19 protein-coding genes are annotated in these 17,746 nt (G+C 40.3%); 15 read left to right on the top strand and 4 right to left on the bottom strand.

The window, feature by feature from the left end; translation table 11 throughout:
* Positions 1-286: 286 nt before the first annotated feature.
* The 3 genes from ntdP to AB2B50_RS07970 form a co-directional block, all read right to left on the bottom strand.
* A complete protein-coding gene (gene ntdP, locus AB2B50_RS07980; protein WP_000775325.1) occupies positions 287-820 on the bottom strand; it encodes a nucleoside tri-diphosphate phosphatase in 534 nt (177 codons plus the stop codon).
* A gap of 88 nt (positions 821-908) precedes the next feature.
* Positions 909-1,685, bottom strand: a complete 777-nt coding sequence (gene recX / locus AB2B50_RS07975; RefSeq protein ID WP_320692891.1) for a recombination regulator RecX — start codon at positions 1,683-1,685, stop codon at positions 909-911.
* Positions 1,686-1,694: 9 nt separating this feature from the next.
* Complete coding sequence (locus AB2B50_RS07970) at positions 1,695-2,468, bottom strand: aminoglycoside 3'-phosphotransferase (protein ID WP_320692892.1); 774 nt, start codon at positions 2,466-2,468, stop codon at positions 1,695-1,697.
* Between the two features lie 55 nt (positions 2,469-2,523).
* Between AB2B50_RS07970 and rlmD the strand changes: the two genes are divergently transcribed.
* The 13 genes from rlmD to whiA all read left to right on the top strand — a co-directional run bounded on the left by rlmD (position 2,524) and on the right by whiA (position 14,964).
* The gene (gene rlmD / locus AB2B50_RS07965; RefSeq protein WP_049504718.1) at positions 2,524-3,891 is read left to right on the top strand and encodes a 23S rRNA (uracil(1939)-C(5))-methyltransferase RlmD; all 1,368 of its coding nucleotides are present in this window, start codon (positions 2,524-2,526) and stop codon (positions 3,889-3,891) included.
* Positions 3,892-4,008: 117 nt separating this feature from the next.
* A complete protein-coding gene (tpiA, locus tag AB2B50_RS07960) occupies positions 4,009-4,767 on the top strand; it encodes a triose-phosphate isomerase (protein ID WP_000087902.1) in 759 nt (252 codons plus the stop codon).
* Between the two features lie 124 nt (positions 4,768-4,891).
* Positions 4,892-6,628, top strand: coding sequence for an ABC transporter ATP-binding protein (locus AB2B50_RS07955; protein WP_320692893.1), 1,737 nt, complete (start codon positions 4,892-4,894; stop codon positions 6,626-6,628).
* 10 nt (positions 6,629-6,638) lie between these two features.
* A complete protein-coding gene (locus AB2B50_RS07950) occupies positions 6,639-8,420 on the top strand; it encodes an ABC transporter ATP-binding protein (RefSeq protein ID WP_320692894.1) in 1,782 nt (593 codons plus the stop codon).
* A gap of 147 nt (positions 8,421-8,567) precedes the next feature.
* Positions 8,568-9,086, top strand: a complete 519-nt coding sequence (locus tag AB2B50_RS07945) for a Dps family protein (RefSeq protein ID WP_320692895.1) — start codon at positions 8,568-8,570, stop codon at positions 9,084-9,086.
* 127 nt (positions 9,087-9,213) lie between these two features.
* On the top strand, positions 9,214-9,720 hold the full coding sequence (locus AB2B50_RS07940) for a dihydrofolate reductase (RefSeq protein WP_320692896.1): 507 nt from the start codon (positions 9,214-9,216) through the stop codon (positions 9,718-9,720).
* Positions 9,720-9,890: a hypothetical protein gene (locus AB2B50_RS07935; protein WP_000442255.1), complete on the top strand. Its 171-nt coding sequence runs from the start codon at positions 9,720-9,722 to the stop codon at positions 9,888-9,890. Before AB2B50_RS07940 ends, AB2B50_RS07935 begins: the two co-directional genes overlap by 1 nt.
* A 31-nt stretch (positions 9,891-9,921) precedes the next feature.
* Positions 9,922-11,154, top strand: coding sequence for an ATP-dependent Clp protease ATP-binding subunit ClpX (gene clpX, locus AB2B50_RS07930; RefSeq protein WP_006145154.1), 1,233 nt, complete (start codon positions 9,922-9,924; stop codon positions 11,152-11,154).
* Positions 11,155-11,162: 8 nt separating this feature from the next.
* Positions 11,163-11,750: a ribosome biogenesis GTP-binding protein YihA/YsxC gene (gene yihA, locus AB2B50_RS07925; RefSeq protein WP_320692897.1), complete on the top strand. Its 588-nt coding sequence runs from the start codon at positions 11,163-11,165 to the stop codon at positions 11,748-11,750.
* Between the two features lie 9 nt (positions 11,751-11,759).
* Positions 11,760-12,140 carry a RidA family protein gene (locus AB2B50_RS07920; RefSeq protein ID WP_001140424.1) on the top strand — a complete coding sequence of 127 codons (381 nt, stop codon included), beginning with the start codon at positions 11,760-11,762 and terminating at the stop codon, positions 12,138-12,140.
* Positions 12,141-12,191: 51 nt separating this feature from the next.
* Positions 12,192-13,082 (top strand): RNase adapter RapZ, encoded by an 891-nt coding sequence (gene rapZ, locus AB2B50_RS07915; protein WP_320692898.1) that lies wholly within the window; start codon positions 12,192-12,194, stop codon positions 13,080-13,082.
* Positions 13,079-14,056, top strand: coding sequence for a YvcK family protein (locus AB2B50_RS07910; protein ID WP_316107494.1), 978 nt, complete (start codon positions 13,079-13,081; stop codon positions 14,054-14,056). The genes rapZ and AB2B50_RS07910 overlap by 4 nt, the downstream gene beginning before the upstream one ends.
* Positions 14,053-14,964, top strand: coding sequence for a DNA-binding protein WhiA (gene whiA, locus AB2B50_RS07905; protein ID WP_320692899.1), 912 nt, complete (start codon positions 14,053-14,055; stop codon positions 14,962-14,964). Before AB2B50_RS07910 ends, whiA begins: the two co-directional genes overlap by 4 nt.
* A 32-nt stretch (positions 14,965-14,996) precedes the next feature.
* On the opposite strand, the gene AB2B50_RS07900 is transcribed toward whiA, so the two are convergent.
* Entirely contained in the window at positions 14,997-15,965 is a 969-nt protein-coding gene (locus tag AB2B50_RS07900; RefSeq protein WP_316107496.1) for an NAD(P)/FAD-dependent oxidoreductase, read from the bottom strand.
* A 134-nt stretch (positions 15,966-16,099) separates the two neighbouring features.
* Between AB2B50_RS07900 and cdaA the strand changes: the two genes are divergently transcribed.
* Both cdaA and AB2B50_RS07890 read left to right on the top strand, forming a co-directional pair.
* Positions 16,100-16,957: a diadenylate cyclase CdaA gene (gene cdaA, locus AB2B50_RS07895; protein WP_320692900.1), complete on the top strand. Its 858-nt coding sequence runs from the start codon at positions 16,100-16,102 to the stop codon at positions 16,955-16,957.
* Positions 16,944-17,735, top strand: coding sequence for a CdaR family protein (locus AB2B50_RS07890; RefSeq protein ID WP_049527546.1), 792 nt, complete (start codon positions 16,944-16,946; stop codon positions 17,733-17,735). Before cdaA ends, AB2B50_RS07890 begins: the two co-directional genes overlap by 14 nt.
* Positions 17,736-17,746 lie beyond the last annotated feature (11 nt).

The raw sequence follows: 17,746 nt of genomic DNA, 5'->3' as shown, positions 1-17,746 counted from the left end.
CAGATGTTAGCTTTTATTCAACCCACTACAGTTGACAAAGAGCCGTTTTTTGCTAGGAAAAGGTGATGGAGAGAAGTCGATGGACCGATCAATGAATTCCTAGTCCGTGTCTTGCGAGACTTCAAAAATCAGTTGAGACTTAAGATTTGTGGATAAAAATGAAGTTTTGCTTAAAGGAGCTTTTTGAAATTTAGAAGGCTGATAAACAGTTCAATTAGTCGCTACTCAAAGGCTTGTTGAAAATCAAAAAACGAGGTCAGGATTTTAATCCTGACCTCTGACAACTTTACCGATTCTTTAGTTCTACGTAGCGTTTGTACCAAATGTTGACATAGGCTTCTGAGAAAGGACCTCGCTCATTGTTAATCCAATCAACAAGAATCTTAACATGCTCTTTCAGAATATAGTCTAGATCAGAAGAATATTTCATTTTTCGCTTGTGTCGTTCATACTCCTCAACGTCCAAGAGGCGTTTCTCACCATCTGTAAAAACTTTAACATCCAAATCATAGTCAATGTATTTTAAAGCTTCTTCATCCAGATAGTAAGGGCTTGCCATATTGCAGTAGTAGGAGATACCATTTTCACGAATCATAGCGATAATATTAAACCAATATTTCTTGTGAAAGTAAACAATAGCCGGTTCTCGAGTTACCCAACGACGACCGTCACTTTCGGTAACAAGTGTGTGGTCGTTGACGCCGATAATAGCGTTCTCTGTTGTTTTTAGTACCATGGTGTCCCGCCAAGTACGGTGGAGACTTCCATCATGCTTATAACTTTGAATTGTAATAAAGTCGCCTTCTTTTGGAAGTTTCATAACTAACCAACTTTCTACAATTTATAAGTTTATCGTTTACTATTGTATCACATTTTTGTTTAAAGTTCTTAGTTTTTTTATGAAAAAATTAAAGATATTCTCGGAGAGCGCTGGCTATATCCGAAAAATCATAACCTTTTCTAGCTAAAACTTGGGTCAAACGTTGTTTCAGTTCGTATCCTTCATACTTTCGTGAGTATTTTGGGTATTGCTTATCCAATTCTTTAAAAATTAGCTCCTGAACAGTTTCTTCATCGACCTGGTTATCTAGTTGATCAAAGGCAGCCTTGGCTTCTGAGTAGGAAAACCCTTTGTTGGTCAGATTTTGGATAATCTTGTCCTGTAAGGCGCGGGCAGGTAATTTCCCTTGGTATTTTTTCAGTAGTTTTTCAGCTGTACGCTCTGCGACTTCCGCCATATCAAATTCTTGTAAGACTTCTTGGATGATAGACTTAGCAACCCCTTTTTGAGAAATCTTCTGCATCAGCATATAGCTTCCCTTATCTCCTGAAAGCTGATTGGAATTGATGATAGCTTGTGCATATTGGCGGTCATTGATCCAGTTGTCATTCTTTAGAGACTGAATGACTTTGGGAATGATTTTCTCATCAATTTCATGTTTGGCAAGATAATCTCTAACTTCTTTTTCAGTACGGGCCTTGAAGGATAAGTGGTAGAGAGCTAGATTTTTACTGTAGGAAAATTGCGCAAAGGATTTAATCTCAGTTAGTTCCTCAGCTGAGATTTCTTTCCCTTTTGTTAACATAAAGCGAACAATGGTATCCTCGGTAATGTAGCAGGTTTGGTCGCTATCAAGTTCGAGCAGATAGAGTCTTTTTTTCTTTTCAAGTTTTGTGATTTTCATATTTTCCTTTTACCCAAATGCTTCAAAGGCAGCAACGAGTCGAAGTTTGTTGCTATCAACCAGCTCTCTCTCGTAATAGTCGAGAAATAGTTCAGCATATTTGGGATCTTTTAAGTTGTAATTGAGGGACCAAATTGCCCAAAAGAGATCGATATGCCGATCACTAAAATCAGCCAAACCAAGATCAATGAAGCAAGAGAAATGGCTAGCATCTTTTAGAATAAAGTTCGGTAGACAGGCGTCCCCGTGAATGAAGGCATCTGTCTTTAAAAGGTGCCCTTGTTCTTGGATGAGTTGGAAGGCCTCTTCGCGACTGCTAATCTGGAATTGGGCTAGGAGCGCCTTGGCATAGAACTCCCCTTTTTCATAGTTTTTAAAGGCTCTGTCTTTATAGGTCTGTAAATGATTTTCTGATGGAAAATTGTGTGGGTTTAAGCTGTGAAGCTTTTTAAGAGCCTCTGCCATTGTTCGGCAGATTTTTTCTGGCTGATCTAAAAAAGCGAGAGCATCATGACCAATAGCCTCTTTAGTCAGGAGGTAGTCTTTATCTGTAGATAGATAGTAGATGACTGGAGTTCCCAGTCCTTTGGTTTGAAACCACCTTGCAATGCTAGCTTCTCGCTCTAATCTTCCTTTTTGATCAATTTTTAAATAGTAACCTGAGTCAAGATAAAGGACCCTTGCGCCTGAATGAGAAGAGCTGTCAGAAAGGCTTGTCCCCTCTATATAAGTTCGTAATTGCTCAGGAAAATCCAATGAGGAAAAAGATATCTTTGTATTCATGGTTTTATTGTAACATATTCTTAACCATTGAGAAACTACGTGGTATAATAGACTTATGAATCTAAAAGTCAAACAAAAAATTCCATTAAAAATCAAGCGCATGGGGATTAACGGAGAAGGAATTGGTTTTTTCCAGAAAACCCTCGTTTTTGTTCCAGGTGCCCTCAAGGGAGAAGATATCTATTGTCAGGTGACTTCGGTTAAGCGTAACTACGTTGAGGCTAAACTGCTTGAGGTCAATAAAAAATCTAAGTTTCGAGTGGTTCCAGACTGTACCATTTATAATGAGTGTGGAGGTTGTCAGATCATGCACCTACATTATGATAAGCAGCTAGAATTCAAGACAGATCTTCTTCATCAAGCTCTAAAAAAATTTGCCCCTGCTGGCTATGAAAACTTTGAAATCAGACCAACCATTGGCATGCAGAAACCAAAGTATTATAGGGCTAAACTGCAATTTCAAACACGAAAGTTTAAAGGTCAAGTCAAGGCAGGTTTGTATGCTCAGAATTCCCATTATTTGGTCGAGTTAAAGGACTGTCTTGTTCAAGACAAGGAAACGCAATCTATTGCCAATCGCATTGCTGAACTCTTGACCTATCATCAAATTCCGATTACAGATGAACGGAAAATTCTTGGAGTTCGGACCATCATGGTTCGTCGAGCACGGAAAACTGGGCAAGTTCAGATTATCATTGTGACCAATCGCCAATTGAATTTGACTCAATTTGTGAAAGACCTAGTCAAGGATTATCCTGAAGTAGTGACTGTCGCAGTCAATACCAATACTGCCAAAACTTCTGAGATTTATGGGGACAAGACAGAGATTATTTGGGGTCAAGATAGTATACGCGAAGGTGTTCTAGATTATGAATTCTCTCTTTCACCTCGAGCTTTCTATCAGCTTAATCCTGAACAGACTGAAATTCTCTATAGTGAAGCGGTTAAGGCCTTGGATGTGACTGAGAATGACCATCTGATTGATGCCTATTGTGGTGTTGGGACCATTGGTTTTGCTTTTGCTAAAAAAGTCAAAAGTTTGAGAGGGATGGATATTATCCCAGAAGCTATTGAGGATGCCAAAGAAAATGCTAAGCGTATGGGTTATACCAATACTCACTATGAAGCAGGGACTGCAGAAGAAATTATTCCTCGTTGGTACAAGGAAGGCTATCGTGCAGATGCTTTGATAGTAGACCCGCCGCGTACAGGTTTAGATGATAAGCTCTTGGATACCATTGTCAAATACGCTCCTGAAAAGATGGTTTATGTATCCTGTAATGTGTCTACCTTGGCGCGTGATTTAGTCCGATTGCTAGAGGTTTATGACCTGCATTATATCCAGTCCGTTGACATGTTTCCACACACGGCTAGAACAGAAGCAGTGGTCAAATTAACGAGGCGCAAGCCAGCTTTCAAATAGAAATGGCGACTGGAAAGTTTTTGAAAAGAAGACTTCTAGTTACAGAGTAAGATTTGCAAGCTATCTATAAATATGATAAAATAAGTAGAAAATAAAATGAAAAAAGAGGTATGTGAAATGTCACGTAAACCATTTATTGCTGGTAACTGGAAAATGAACAAAAACCCAGAAGAAGCAAAAGCATTCGTTGAAGCTGTAGCATCAAAACTTCCTTCATCAGACCTTGTTGAAGCAGGTATCGCAGCTCCTGCAGTTGATTTGACTACTGTACTTGCTGCTGCTAAAGGTTCAAACCTTAAAGTTGCTGCTCAAAACTGCTACTTTGAAAATGCTGGTGCTTTCACTGGTGAAACTAGCCCACAAGTTTTGAAAGAAATCGGTACTGACTACGTTGTTATCGGTCACTCAGAACGTCGTGACTACTTCCACGAAACAGACGAAGACATCAACAAAAAAGCAAAAGCAATCTTTGCTAACGGCATGCTTCCAATCATCTGTTGTGGTGAGTCACTTGAAACTTACGAAGCTGGTAAAGCAGCAGAATTCGTAGGTGCTCAAGTTTCAGCTGCTCTTGCTGGATTGACTGCAGAACAAGTAGCTTCATCAGTTATCGCTTATGAGCCAATCTGGGCTATCGGTACTGGTAAATCAGCTTCACAAGACGACGCACAAAAAATGTGTAAAGTTGTTCGTGACGTTGTAGCTGCTGACTTCGGTCAAGAAGTAGCTGACAAAGTACGTGTTCAATACGGTGGTTCAGTTAAACCTGAAAACGTTGCTGAATACATGGCTTGTCCAGACGTTGACGGAGCTCTTGTTGGTGGTGCATCCCTTGATCCAGAAAGCTTCTTGGCATTGCTTGACTTTGTAAAATAGTCTTTAAATATCTGAGACAGACAGTTCCCTCTCTCGAGGTTTTGGCTGCCTGTCTTCTTTTTAGTAAAATGGCGTGCGAAAGCACGCTCTTTTCTGCATTTTAGAAGAAAAAGAAAGGAGAATTATGCTTTATATTTGGTCTTATCTCAAACGCTATCCCAAGTGGTTAGTGTTAGACTTTCTCGGGGCAATTTTCTTTGTCATTGTCAATCTAGGTTTACCAACAGTTTTAGCCCGCATGATTGACCAGGGAATAAACCAAGGTGACCAGGATAAACTCTATTTTTGGGCCATCATCATGTTGGTTATTATCGTCTTGGGAACATTTGGACGGATTATCCTATCCTATGCTGCTAGTAAGTTGACGACCAATATGGTTAAGGACATGCGCAACGATGTCTATGCCAAACTACAAGAGTATTCTCATCATGAATATGAACAGATTGGTGTTTCTTCACTAGTTACTCGTATTACCAGTGATGCCTTTGTCCTTATGCAATTTGCAGAGCAGACGCTTAAGTTGGGTGTTATCACTCCCATGATGATGCTGTCGAGTATTCTCATGATTTTCTTAACTAGCCCCTCACTAGCCTGGATTGTCGCTTTTTCCGTTCCTTTTCTAGCTGTAGTAGTCCTTTATGTGGCAGTGAAAACGCGCCCCTTATCTGAAAAACAACAGAGAACACTGGACAAGATAAACCAATATGTCCGTGAAAATTTGATGGGCTTGCGAGTGATTCGTGCCTTTGCTCGTGAAGATTTCCAAGAAAAACGTTTTGAAGAGAAAAATGCAATCTATGCGGACAATTCCAATCGCTTGTTCAAATTGACTGGTTTGACAGAGCCGCTTTTTGTGCAAATCATTATCGCTATGATTGTAGCTATCGTTTGGTTTGCTTTGGATCCTCTCAAACAGGGAAGTTTGCAGATTGGGGATTTGGTGGCCTTTATCGAGTATAGTTTCCACGCTCTCTTGTCCTTCCTATTCTTGTCAAACCTCTTTACCATGTACCCTAGAACGGCCGTATCCAGTGAACGCTTGAAGGAAATCATGGATATGCCGATTTCCATTGATCCAAATGAGGACGGAATTCAAGAAACAGAAACACATGGTTACTTAGAATTTGATAATGTGACCTTTGCCTATCCTGGGGAAACAGAAAGCCCTGTTTTGCATAATATTTCCTTTACTGCTAAACCGGGAGAAACCCTTGCTTTTATCGGTTCGACTGGGTCAGGTAAGTCTACTCTGGTTCAGTTAATTCCACGTTTCTACGATGTTACTCTGGGGAAAATTAAGGTCGATGGTGTTGATGTTCGAGATTATCGACTCAAATCACTCCGTCAGAAGATTGGTTTTATTCCACAGAAGGCCTTGCTTTTCACTGGAACGATTGCAGATAATCTCCGTTACGGGAAAGAAGATGCCAGTCATGAGGATTTGCACCAAGCAGCTGATGTAGCCCAAGCCAAAGACTTTATCGAAAGTCGAGAAGAAGGTTTTGCAACCCATCTAGCTGAAGGAGGAAGCAACCTATCAGGTGGTCAGAAGCAACGTTTATCGATCGCCCGAGCTGTCATCAAGGGACCAGACATCTACATCTTTGATGATTCATTCTCGGCCTTGGACTACCGTACAGATGCAATCTTGCGCCGTCGTCTCAAAGAAGTGACTCAAGACGCAACAGTATTGATTGTTGCGCAACGTGTTGGAACCATCATGGATGCTAACCAGATTATCGTCCTTGATAAGGGGGAAATCGTTGGTCGTGGTCGTCATGAGGAATTGATGGAAACTAATGACATCTATCGAGAAATTGCTGAGTCGCAACTAAAAAATGCGTCTCTAACAGAAGAATAGGAGGTAAAGGATGAAAAATCAATCTAGTTTAGCTCGTCTATGGAGCTATTTAAAAGCCTACCGTTTCTCTGTTTTCTTTGCAGTCTTCTTGAAAATAGTCAGCGTCATTATGAGTGTTATTGAGCCTTTCGTATTGGGACTTGCTATTACAGAGTTAACCAGCAATCTTCTTGCCATGGCAAATGGTGTTGCAGGAGCAGGGATTAATACCAGCTATATCGCAGTGATTCTGGCGATCTATCTCTTGCGTGGTCTTTTTTATGAGTTGGGGTCTTATTACTCAAACTACTTCATGACCAATGCGGTGCAGTCCATGATACAGGATTTGCGAAATGAAATGAGCGAAAAAATCAACCGCATCCCTGTGTCCTACTTTGACAAGCACCAGTTTGGAGATTTGTTAGGTCGTTTCACAAGTGATGTTGAAACTGTTTCAAACGCTCTACAACAATCTTTCTTACAAATCGTCAATGCAGTCTTTTCCATTCTTTTTGTTATGGGAATGGTGCTCTATCTAAATCTTCAGTTGGCTATCATTGTTATATTGTCGATTCCGATAACTTATTTTGGGGCTAAAACGATTCTGAATCGTTCGCAACCATACTTTAAACAGCAAGCAGCCATTCTGGGACAAATGAATGGATTTGTACAGGAAAGCTTGACTGGTTTCAATGTTCTTAAACTTTTCGGACGTGAAGAGAAATCTCAAGAGAGATTTGAAAAGATTACGGATGAATTGCAACAGATTGGATTCAAGGCAAGTTTTATATCAGGTTTGATGATGCCTGCCCTTCATATCGTGTCTGATTTAACTTACTTAATTGTTGCAGTATTAGGTGGTTTGCAGGTTATTGCAGGACGCTTAACGATTGGTAATATGCAAGCTTTCGTTCAGTATGTGTGGCAGGTCAGTCAACCGATTCAAAATATCACTCAATTAGCGGGACAAATGCAAAGTGCCAAGTCTTCGCTTGACCGTGTCTTTGAAGTTTTGGATGAACAAGAAGAAGTCCAAGCTGCTGAAGTGAAAGAACTAGCACTATTGACAGGTCAAGTTAGCTTCAAGAATGTCGATTTCCAATACGTGGAAAACAAACCATTGATTCGCAATTTCAACCTAGATGTTAAACCTGGAGAGATGGTGGCTATCGTAGGACCTACTGGAGCAGGTAAAACAACCTTGATTAACCTTCTTATGCGTTTTTACGATGTGACAGCTGGTGCCATTTTAGTGGATGGGCAAGATATTCGTGACCTGTCTCGTCAGGACTACCGTCGTCAGTTTGGGATGGTCCTACAGGATGCCTGGCTCTATGAAGGCAGTATCAAGGAAAATCTTCGCTTTGGAAATCTTGAGGCAACGGATGAGGAAATCGTTGAAGCGGCTAAGGCGGCTAATGTTGACCACTTTATCCGCACCCTTCCTGGTGGCTACAACATGGAAATGAACCAAGAGTCAAGTAATATTTCTCTTGGTCAGAAGCAGTTGTTAACTATCGCGCGTGCTCTCTTGGCTGATCCAAAAATCTTAATTTTGGACGAAGCGACCTCATCAGTCGATACTCGTTTAGAACTCTTGATTCAAAAGGCCATGAAACGTTTGATGAAGGGGAGAACAAGTTTTGTTATCGCCCATCGACTTTCGACTATTCAGGAAGCTGACAAAATTTTAGTGCTGAAAGATGGGCAGATTATCGAACAAGGAAATCATGAAAGTCTCTTAGCTGCAAAAGGTTTCTATTATGACCTTTATCAAAGTCAATTCTCTAATAAAAACAGCGAAAATAACTAAAAAAACATCTGCACATTTTCTTAAATTATCAGTCAATTACAACTTTTTTAATATGGGTTAATTTCCTTGCTTTTGTATACTAGGAGTAGTATACTGAGGTAGTAATCAATAAAGATGGTTACAAAAAATAATAATGAGGTGAAAAAAATGGTAGAATTGAAAAAAGAAGCAGTAAAAGATGTAGCAACATTAACTAAACCAGCGGCAGAAGCGCTAGTAAATACAAAGGAAGTTTTGAATCAAGCAGTAGCAGATTTGTATGTAGCCCATATCGCTCTACACCAAGTACACTGGTACATGCGTGGACGTGGCTTTATGGTATGGCATCCTAAGATGGATGAATACATGGATAGCCTTGATGGTTACCTAGATGAAATCAGCGAACGCTTGATTACACTCGGTGGCAAACCATATTCTACTTTGACAGAATTCCTTCAACACAGTGAAATCGAAGAAGAAGTTGGAGAATTCCGTAACGTAGAAGAAAGTTTAGAGCGTGTTCTATCTATTTATCGTTACCTCATCACACTTTTCCAAAAAGCATTGGATGTTACTGATGAAGAAGGTGATGATGTAACAAACGATATCTTCGTTGGTGCTAAGGCAGATCTTGAAAAAACAGTCTGGATGATTGCAGCAGAATTAGGACAAGCACCTGGTTTGTAAGGTACTGTATTTTTCTAAAAATCCGTAGAAGTTTTCTACGGATTTTTTCTATTCAGGAGGGCATTCCAAAACAGTCTTTTTTGAAGATTTTTGATAAAATAGAACTATCAATGAAAAGGATGAAAGCATGACAAAGAAAATCGTAGCCATTTGGGCTCAAGATGAAAAGGGTGTAATCGGAAAAGAGGATCGCTTGCCATGGCATTTGCCAGCAGAGTTAAAACATTTCAAAGAAACAACCTTGAATCATGCCATTTTAATGGGACGTGTAACCTTTGATGGAATGGGGCGACGATTGCTTCCAGGACGTGAGACCCTAATTTTGACGCGCAATCCCGAAGAGTCAATTGAGGGGGCTCTGGTTTTCCAAAATGTTGAGCAGGTTTTAGACTGGTATCATCATCAGGATAAGAATCTCTATATCCTTGGTGGCAAGCAGATTTTTCAGCTTTTTGAACCTTATCTCGATGAGATTATTGTGACACAAATTCATGCTCAAGTTGAAGGGGATACTTATTTCCCGGAAGATTTTGATTTGACTGTTTTTGAGACTCTTGCAAGCAAATCTTATAGCAAAGATGAGAAAAATGCCTATGATTTTACCATCGAATATAGAAAGAGAAAGGAAGTCTAATGGAGCGCAGTATTTTTGGATTTTTCACAGCTCTTTTGTGTGCTGTCTGTCTTGTAGCTGGAACACACGCTTTTCGTAAAAAGCGCTTTGGACTTGCTACTCTACTTTGGCTAAATGCCTTTACAAACTTGGTGAATAGCATTCATGCTTTTTATATGACCTTATTTTAGATAGAAAAATCATTTAGAACGGAAGGGAATCATGCCTACAAATAGGAAAAATGATATGATGGTTTATTGCTCATTTTGTGGCAAAAGCCAAGAAGAAGTTAAAAAAATAATCGCTGGGAACAACGCCTTTATCTGTAATGAATGTGTGGAGTTGGCCCAGGAAATTATTCGTGAGGAGTTGGCTGAGGAAGTTTTGGCTGACTTGTCTGAAGTACCAAAACCGATCGAACTCCTGAATATTTTGAACCACTATGTGATTGGTCAAGATCGTGCCAAACGTGCCTTGGCAGTGGCTGTATATAACCACTATAAACGCATCAATTTCCATGATACTCGTGAAGAGTCAGAAGATGTGGATTTGCAAAAATCAAACATTTTGATGATTGGTCCAACTGGTTCAGGGAAGACTTTCCTTGCTCAAACTCTTGCTAGAAGTTTGAATGTACCTTTTGCCATTGCAGATGCAACAGCCTTGACGGAAGCTGGTTATGTTGGTGAGGATGTGGAAAATATCCTCCTCAAACTCTTGCAAGCAGCTGACTTTAATATCGAACGTGCAGAACGTGGAATTATCTACGTAGACGAAATCGACAAGATTGCCAAGAAGAGCGAGAACGTGTCTATCACACGTGATGTTTCTGGTGAAGGGGTGCAACAAGCCCTTCTCAAGATTATCGAAGGAACTGTAGCTAGTGTACCACCACAAGGTGGACGTAAACATCCACAACAAGAAATGATTCAAGTGGATACAAAAAACATCCTCTTTATTGTGGGTGGTGCCTTCGATGGCATCGAAGAGATTGTCAAACAGCGTCTGGGTGAAAAAGTTATCGGCTTTGGACAAAACAACAAGGCTATTGACGAAAACAGCTCTTACATGCAAGAAATCATCGCAGAAGATATTCAGAAATTCGGTATTATTCCTGAATTAATTGGACGCTTGCCTGTCTTTGCAGCTCTGGAGCAGTTGACAGTAGATGACTTGGTTCGCATTTTGAAAGAGCCTAGAAATGCCTTGGTCAAACAATACCAGACCTTGCTTTCTTATGATGATGTTGAGTTAGAATTTGACGACGAAGCCCTCCAGGAAATTGCTAACAAAGCAATCGAACGCAAAACTGGTGCGCGTGGTCTTCGCTCAATCATCGAAGAAACTATGCTAGACGTTATGTTTGAAGTTCCAAGTCAAGAAAATGTGAAAACAGTTCGTATCACAAAAGAAGCGGTTGACGGAACGGCTAAGCCAATCCTAGAGACAGCCTAGAGGTGACTATGGAAATCAATACACACAATGCTGAGATTTTGCTGAGTGCAGCCAACAAGTCCCACTATCCACAGGATGAACTTCCTGAGATTGCGCTCGCAGGTCGCTCAAATGTTGGTAAATCTAGTTTTATCAATACCATGCTCAATCGAAAAAATCTAGCTCGTACCTCTGGGAAACCAGGAAAAACACAACTACTTAATTTCTTTAACATTGATGATAAGATGCGTTTTGTGGATGTGCCCGGTTATGGTTATGCTCGTGTTTCCAAAAAGGAACGCGAAAAGTGGGGTCGCATGATTGAGGAGTACTTAACCACTCGTGAAAATCTTCGAGCGGTTGTTAGTCTTGTTGACCTTCGTCATGATCCGTCAGCAGATGATGTACAGATGTACGAGTTTCTTAAGTATTATGAGATTCCTGTCATCATTGTGGCGACCAAGGCAGACAAGATTCCGCGTGGTAAATGGAACAAGCACAAATCAGCTATAAAAAAGAAATTAAATTTTGATCCAAGCGATGATTTTATCCTCTTTTCATCCGTAACAAAAGCAGGAATGGATCAAGCTTGGGATGCTATTTTAGAAAAATTGTGAGGAATACATATGGCAAAAACAATTCATACAGATAAAGCTCCAAAGGCAATCGGACCTTACGTTCAAGGAAAAATCGTTGGCAATCTTTTGTTTGCTAGCGGTCAAGTTCCACTATCTCCTGAAACTGGAGAAATCGTAGGAGAAACGATCCAAGAACAGACTGAACAAGTTTTGAAAAACATTGGAGCTATTTTGGCAGAAGCGGGGACAGATTTTGACCATGTTGTCAAAACAACTTGCTTTTTGAGTGATATGAACGACTTTGTACCTTTCAATGAGGTGTACCAAACAGCCTTTAATAAGGAATTTCCAGCTCGTTCAGCTGTAGAAGTAGCTCGTCTTCCTCGCGATGTAAAAGTCGAAATTGAAGTCATTGCAGAGATTGGATAAGCGAGTTGAAGTTTGGTTCTTCCAAACTTCTTTTGATATAAGGAGACAATGATGACAAAGAAACAACTTCACCTGGTGATTGTGACAGGAATGAGTGGTGCAGGAAAAACTGTAGCCATTCAATCCTTTGAGGATTTAGGATATTTTACCATTGATAATATGCCACCTGCCCTCTTACCAAAATTTTTGCAGTTGGTTGAGACCAAGGATGATGACCACAAGTTAGCTCTAGTGGTGGATATGCGTAGTCGTTCTTTCTTTTCAGAGATTCAGGCTGTTTTGGATGAATTGGAAAATCAAGATGATTTGGACTTCAAAATCCTCTTTTTGGATGCAGCTGATAAGGAATTGGTGGCTCGCTATAAGGAAACCAGAAGAAGCCACCCTCTAGCAGCAGATGGCCGTATCTTAGATGGGATCAAGTTAGAACGCGAACTCTTAGCACCTTTGAAAAATATGAGTCAAAACGTGGTAGACACAACAGAATTGACTCCCCGTGAACTTCGTAAGACCATTGCTGAACAATTTTCAGATCAAGAACAGGTTCAGTCCTTCCGTATTGAGGTTATGTCTTTCGGGTTTAAATACGGCATTCCAATTGATGCTGACTTAGTTTTTGATGTCCGTTTCCTCCCAAATCCCTACTATCTACCAGAACTTCGCAATCAGACAGGTGAAGACCAGGCCGTTTATGACTACGTTATGAATCATGAGGAATCTGAAGATTTCTACCGCCATTTGTTGGCCTTGATTGAACCAATCCTACCTGGCTATAAAAAAGAGGGCAAATCAGTTTTAACCATTGCAGTAGGTTGTACAGGTGGGCAACATCGGAGTGTTGCCTTTGCCAAACGATTAGCCAATGATTTGTCTAAGAATTGGTCTGTAAATGAAAGTCATCGTGATAAAGACCGAAGAAAGGAAACGGTAAACCGTTCATGAGAAAACCAAAAATTACGGTGATTGGTGGAGGAACTGGAATCCCTGTTATTTTAAAAAGTTTGCGGGAAAGAGATGTTGACATTGCAGCCATTGTAACTGTTGCTGATGACGGAGGTTCTTCAGGTGAACTGCGTAAAAATATGCAGCAGTTGACACCACCTGGGGATTTACGCAATGTCCTTGTGGCCATGTCAGATATGCCAAAGTTCTATGAGAAGGTTTTTCAATACCGCTTCTCTGATGATGCAGGTGCCTTTGCTGGACATCCTCTGGGGAATATTCTCATAGCAGGGCTTTCTGAAATGCAGGGTTCAACCTATAATGCCATGCAATTACTGAGTAAATTTTTCCATACGACAGGTAAGATTTATCCATCTAGTGATCATCCCTTAACCTTGCACGCAGTCTTTAAAGATGGTTCAGAAGTAGCTGGGGAAAGTCACATTGCAGATCATTCAGGCATGATTGATCATGTTTACGTCACCAATACCCTGGATGATGAAAAACCACAAGCAAGTCGTCGAGTTGTGAATACCATTCTTGAGAGTGATATGATTGTCTTAGGGCCTGGTTCACTCTTTACCTCCATTTTGCCGAATATCGTCATTGAAGAGATTGGAAAAGCCCTTCTTGAAACCAAAGCAGAGGTGGCTTATGTTTGCAATATCATGACCCAACGTGGTGAGACTGAGCATTTTACAGATAGTGATCATGTGGAAGTCTTGCAACGTCATTTGGGTAGACCATTTATTGATACTGTGCTTGTTAATATCGAGAAGGTACCTAGAGATTATATGGATACCAATCGTTTTGATGAGTATTTAGTACAGGTTGAGCATGATTTTGAAGGTTTGCGTAAACAGGTTCCTCGTGTCATTTCATCCAACTTCCTACGTTTGGAAAATGGTGGAGCCTTTCATGATGGTGATCTCATTGTGGATGAGCTCATGCGCATTATACAGGTGAGAAAATGAGCTTCACAGTTGCAGTAAAAGAAGAAATTTTGGGTCAGCACCATCTGAGTCGCCACGAACTATCTGCCATTATCAAGATGTCTGGAAGCGTAGGTTTGTCTAGTTCTGGCTTGACCTTATCCGTTGTTACAGAGAGTGCCAAGCTTGCCCGCCATCTCTATGAATCGTTCTTGCACTTTTATGGTATCAAGTCGGAGATTCGTCATCATCAGAGAAGCAATCTTCGTAAAAATCGGGTCTATACTGTGTTTACAGATGAACAAGTCCAAGAACTTTTAGCGGATTTGCGTTTGGCTGATTCTTTCTTTGGTCTGGAGACGGGAATTGATCCGGATATTTTAGAAGATGAAGAAGCAGGTCGTGCCTATCTTTGTGGTGCATTTTTAGCAAATGGGAGCATTCGAGATCCCGAGTCAGGCAAGTATCAGCTGGAAATTAGTTCAGTTTATCTGGACCATGCCCAAGGGATCGCTTCGCTCTTGCAGCAGTTCTTGTTAGATGCCAAGGTGATTGAACGAAAAAAAGGTGCAGTGACCTATCTCCAGCGAGCAGAAGATATTATGGATTTCCTGATTTTAGTAGGAGCTATGCAGGCGCGAGATACTTTTGAAGGTGTCAAGATTCTCCGAGAAACTCGAAATGACCTCAATCGTGCCAATAATGCAGAGACAGCAAATATTGCTCGTACGGTTTCAGCGAGTATGAAAACCATTAATAATATCAGTAAAATCAAAGATAGAATTGGCTTGGATAATCTGCCAGCAGATTTGCAGGAAGTTGCCCGTCTGCGTATTCAGCATCCAGACTATTCTATTCAAAAGTTGGCAGATAGTCTGACAAATCCCTTAACCAAAAGTGGTGTCAATCATCGCCTGAGAAAGATCAACAAAATCGCAGAGGAACTGTAAAACCACGAATCGTATGATTCGTGGTTCTTTTCTTATAGACTTGTAGAGTGTTTTGGTTGTACTTTTTGTTCGGGGTCAATGTAGTTAATGGCATTATTAACAGCAGTTGGTGCTTCCCCTAGACCAGTCGCAATCAAGTCAATCTTACCTTCGTAGTAGCAGCAGTCACCGATAGCATAAATTCCAGCTTGGCTTGACTCTTGCTTGCTATTGACGATAATTTTGTGGCGGTTCAGTTCTAATCCCCATTTTTTAAGATTACCGACAGAAGATTTAAAGCCATAGTTGACAAAGAGGTGGTCCAATTCAATGGTTTCGGTTTCATCGGATTTGACTTTTGTGATTTCAAGCTTGTCAAGAGTTTGGCCGTCACCAAGAAGTTGACTCGGCACAAATGGTGTTTTGATAGTTACAGAAGACTCTTGCAAGGCTTGTACGCTATGCTCAAGTGCACGGAAGTTATCGCGACGGTGAACAAGTGTAGTTGGAGCAATCTTTTCAAAAGCTAAAGCCCAGTCAACGGCTGAGTCACCACCCCCCAGGATGGTTACCTTCTGACCAGCATATTGTTGAATGTTAGAAACGTGGTAGTGGATATTGTCATAGCCTTCAACACCTTCTAATTCGAGTGGACGTGGTTTGAAAGCCCCGCCTCCCATAGCAATAATAACGGTTTTAGAAGTATGATCTCCCTTATTGGTTGTAATCTTAAAAACACCATCCTCTTTTTCAATCTCAAGAACAGTTTCATTGAGGTGAACAGGTGTCTCAAACCCTTCAAGTTGTTCCAAAAGGCGGTTAGTCAATTCTTCCCCTGTAAGGTTTGGAAAACCTGGAACATCGAGAATTTGTTTTTCAGGATATAGGATGGCAGGTTGACCACCTAGTTGAGGAAGAGAATCGATGATTTGTACTTTGGCTTGACGAAGGTGAGCATAAAAGGCTGCGAAAAGACCGACAGGTCCACCTCCTACAATGGTAATATCATATAGTTCAGACATGGTTTCTCCTTAATTCATTTCTATCATTTTATTCTATCATATTTTCTACCAATTTAAAATGAAGTAGGGGGAAGAAAATTTTCATATAAAATGATATAATGAAGAGTAGCTTTTTTATGGAGAGGAGGCCTAGAATGAATTTTCAGCAATTATCTAATCTTCAATACTGGTCTAGTTTATTTTCCAGTCCTTGGAGTATTCTGATAAATGTGATTGATATTCTTATCGTTGCCTATATCTTATACCAATTTACAAAATCAATTGCAGGGACCAAGATTATGATCCTGGTTCGAGGTGTTTTAGTTTTTATCTTAGCTCAGATAGTAGCAAATACCCTGGGCTTGACGACTATTTCCTGGTTGATCAATCAATTGATTACTTACGGTGTTATCGCAGCGGTTGTTATTTTCTCTCCAGAAATTCGGACAGGTTTAGAGCGATTAGGACGTGCGACTGATTTCTTTTCAAGTACACCAATGAGTTCCGAAGAACAGATGATTCAGGCCTTTGTTAAAGCGGTAGAATATATGAGCCCGCGGAAAATTGGAGCACTTGTATCAGTTCAGCGTGTCAGAACCTTGCAGGAATATATTTCCACGGGGATTCCTTTAGATGCTAAAATTTCTGCAGAACTCTTAATCAATATCTTCATTCCAAACACACCTTTACATGATGGTGCAGTCATTATAAAAGGTGATCGAATAGCTGTAACATCTGCTTATCTTCCACTTACTGAAGACACTGGTATTTCTAAGGAGTTTGGAACGCGACACCGTGCAGCCATTGGTTTATCTGAGGTTTCTGATGCTCTCACTTTTGTGGTATCAGAGGAAACTGGAGGTATTTCCATTACCCATAATGGTGTCTTTAAGCATGATTTAACGATGGAAAAATTTGAGGAAGAGCTACGTCGTATACTGATTCCGGAAAATTCACAAGAGCCAAGCTTAACAGAGCGTATATTAGGAGGCTGGAAGAATGAAAAAAAATAGTTTATATATCATCTCCTCACTCCTCTTTGCTTGCGTTTTATTTATTTACGCTACCTCTATTAATTATCAAAATAATAATAATGCAAGACCGGCTCGAACAGAAACCTATACCAATACGGTCGTAAATGTACCAATTGATATTCAGTACGATAGTGAGCAGTATTTTATTAGTGGTTTTAGTTCAGAAGTAACGGTATTTTTAACTGGATCCAATCGAGTGACCTTGGCTAGTGAGATGCAAGAAAGCACTCGTAAATTTAAGGTTACTGCAGATTTAACACAGGCGACAGAAGGAACCGTTGAAGTTCCCTTGACCATTGAGAATCTACCAAGTGGTTTAACAGCCCTAGCAACACCGCAGAAAATCACCGTTAAAATTGGGAAGAAAGCAACACGGGATAATTTACCAGTCACTCCACAGATTGACTCTGGTAAGGTTGATGAACGAATTCTCATCGATAGTGTGACTGTTTCAGATGAACGCGTTTCGGTTACTAGTGATGTTGATACCTTGTCTAAGATTGATAAGATTGTGGCTGTTTTACCAACTAGTGAAAAAATTACAGGAAATTATACGGGTTCAGTTCCTCTACAAGCTATTGATAAGAATGGAACAGTTTTACCAACGGTGATTACACCGTATGAAACAACCATGAAGATAACAACGAAACAAGCTAGATCAGCAAGTAGTTCAAGCTCTTCAACTACTAGCTCATCTTCAACGAAATCTTCTACTGCAGAGTCTGAAACCAAACCAGACTCTTCAAAGAAAGACTAAAAAATTAGAAA

It is taken from the genome of Streptococcus fermentans, from assembly GCF_040888305.1.
GTDB classification, from domain to species: domain Bacteria; phylum Bacillota; class Bacilli; order Lactobacillales; family Streptococcaceae; genus Streptococcus; species Streptococcus fermentans.
The sequence above is the reverse complement of the archived record's forward strand: the minus strand, read 5'-3'. Positions and strand labels throughout refer to the sequence as shown.

What these genes read in the sequence shown, in the direction of transcription:
- ntdP (WP_000775325.1), bottom strand. Translation starts at nt 820, where the DNA reads ATGAAACTTCCAAAAGAAGGCGACTTTATTACAATTCAAAGTTATAAG.
- recX (WP_320692891.1), bottom strand. Translation starts at nt 1,685, where the DNA reads ATGAAAATCACAAAACTTGAAAAGAAAAAAAGACTCTATCTGCTCGAA.
- AB2B50_RS07970 (WP_320692892.1), bottom strand. Translation starts at nt 2,468, where the DNA reads ATGAATACAAAGATATCTTTTTCCTCATTGGATTTTCCTGAGCAATTA.
- rlmD (WP_049504718.1), top strand. Translation starts at nt 2,524, where the DNA reads ATGAATCTAAAAGTCAAACAAAAAATTCCATTAAAAATCAAGCGCATG.
- tpiA (WP_000087902.1), top strand. Translation starts at nt 4,009, where the DNA reads ATGTCACGTAAACCATTTATTGCTGGTAACTGGAAAATGAACAAAAAC.
- AB2B50_RS07955 (WP_320692893.1), top strand. Translation starts at nt 4,892, where the DNA reads ATGCTTTATATTTGGTCTTATCTCAAACGCTATCCCAAGTGGTTAGTG.
- AB2B50_RS07950 (WP_320692894.1), top strand. Translation starts at nt 6,639, where the DNA reads ATGAAAAATCAATCTAGTTTAGCTCGTCTATGGAGCTATTTAAAAGCC.
- AB2B50_RS07945 (WP_320692895.1), top strand. Translation starts at nt 8,568, where the DNA reads ATGGTAGAATTGAAAAAAGAAGCAGTAAAAGATGTAGCAACATTAACT.
- AB2B50_RS07940 (WP_320692896.1), top strand. Translation starts at nt 9,214, where the DNA reads ATGACAAAGAAAATCGTAGCCATTTGGGCTCAAGATGAAAAGGGTGTA.
- AB2B50_RS07935 (WP_000442255.1), top strand. Translation starts at nt 9,720, where the DNA reads ATGGAGCGCAGTATTTTTGGATTTTTCACAGCTCTTTTGTGTGCTGTC.
- clpX (WP_006145154.1), top strand. Translation starts at nt 9,922, where the DNA reads ATGCCTACAAATAGGAAAAATGATATGATGGTTTATTGCTCATTTTGT.
- yihA (WP_320692897.1), top strand. Translation starts at nt 11,163, where the DNA reads ATGGAAATCAATACACACAATGCTGAGATTTTGCTGAGTGCAGCCAAC.
- AB2B50_RS07920 (WP_001140424.1), top strand. Translation starts at nt 11,760, where the DNA reads ATGGCAAAAACAATTCATACAGATAAAGCTCCAAAGGCAATCGGACCT.
- rapZ (WP_320692898.1), top strand. Translation starts at nt 12,192, where the DNA reads ATGACAAAGAAACAACTTCACCTGGTGATTGTGACAGGAATGAGTGGT.
- AB2B50_RS07910 (WP_316107494.1), top strand. Translation starts at nt 13,079, where the DNA reads ATGAGAAAACCAAAAATTACGGTGATTGGTGGAGGAACTGGAATCCCT.
- whiA (WP_320692899.1), top strand. Translation starts at nt 14,053, where the DNA reads ATGAGCTTCACAGTTGCAGTAAAAGAAGAAATTTTGGGTCAGCACCAT.
- AB2B50_RS07900 (WP_316107496.1), bottom strand. Translation starts at nt 15,965, where the DNA reads ATGTCTGAACTATATGATATTACCATTGTAGGAGGTGGACCTGTCGGT.
- cdaA (WP_320692900.1), top strand. Translation starts at nt 16,100, where the DNA reads ATGAATTTTCAGCAATTATCTAATCTTCAATACTGGTCTAGTTTATTT.
- AB2B50_RS07890 (WP_049527546.1), top strand. Translation starts at nt 16,944, where the DNA reads ATGAAAAAAAATAGTTTATATATCATCTCCTCACTCCTCTTTGCTTGC.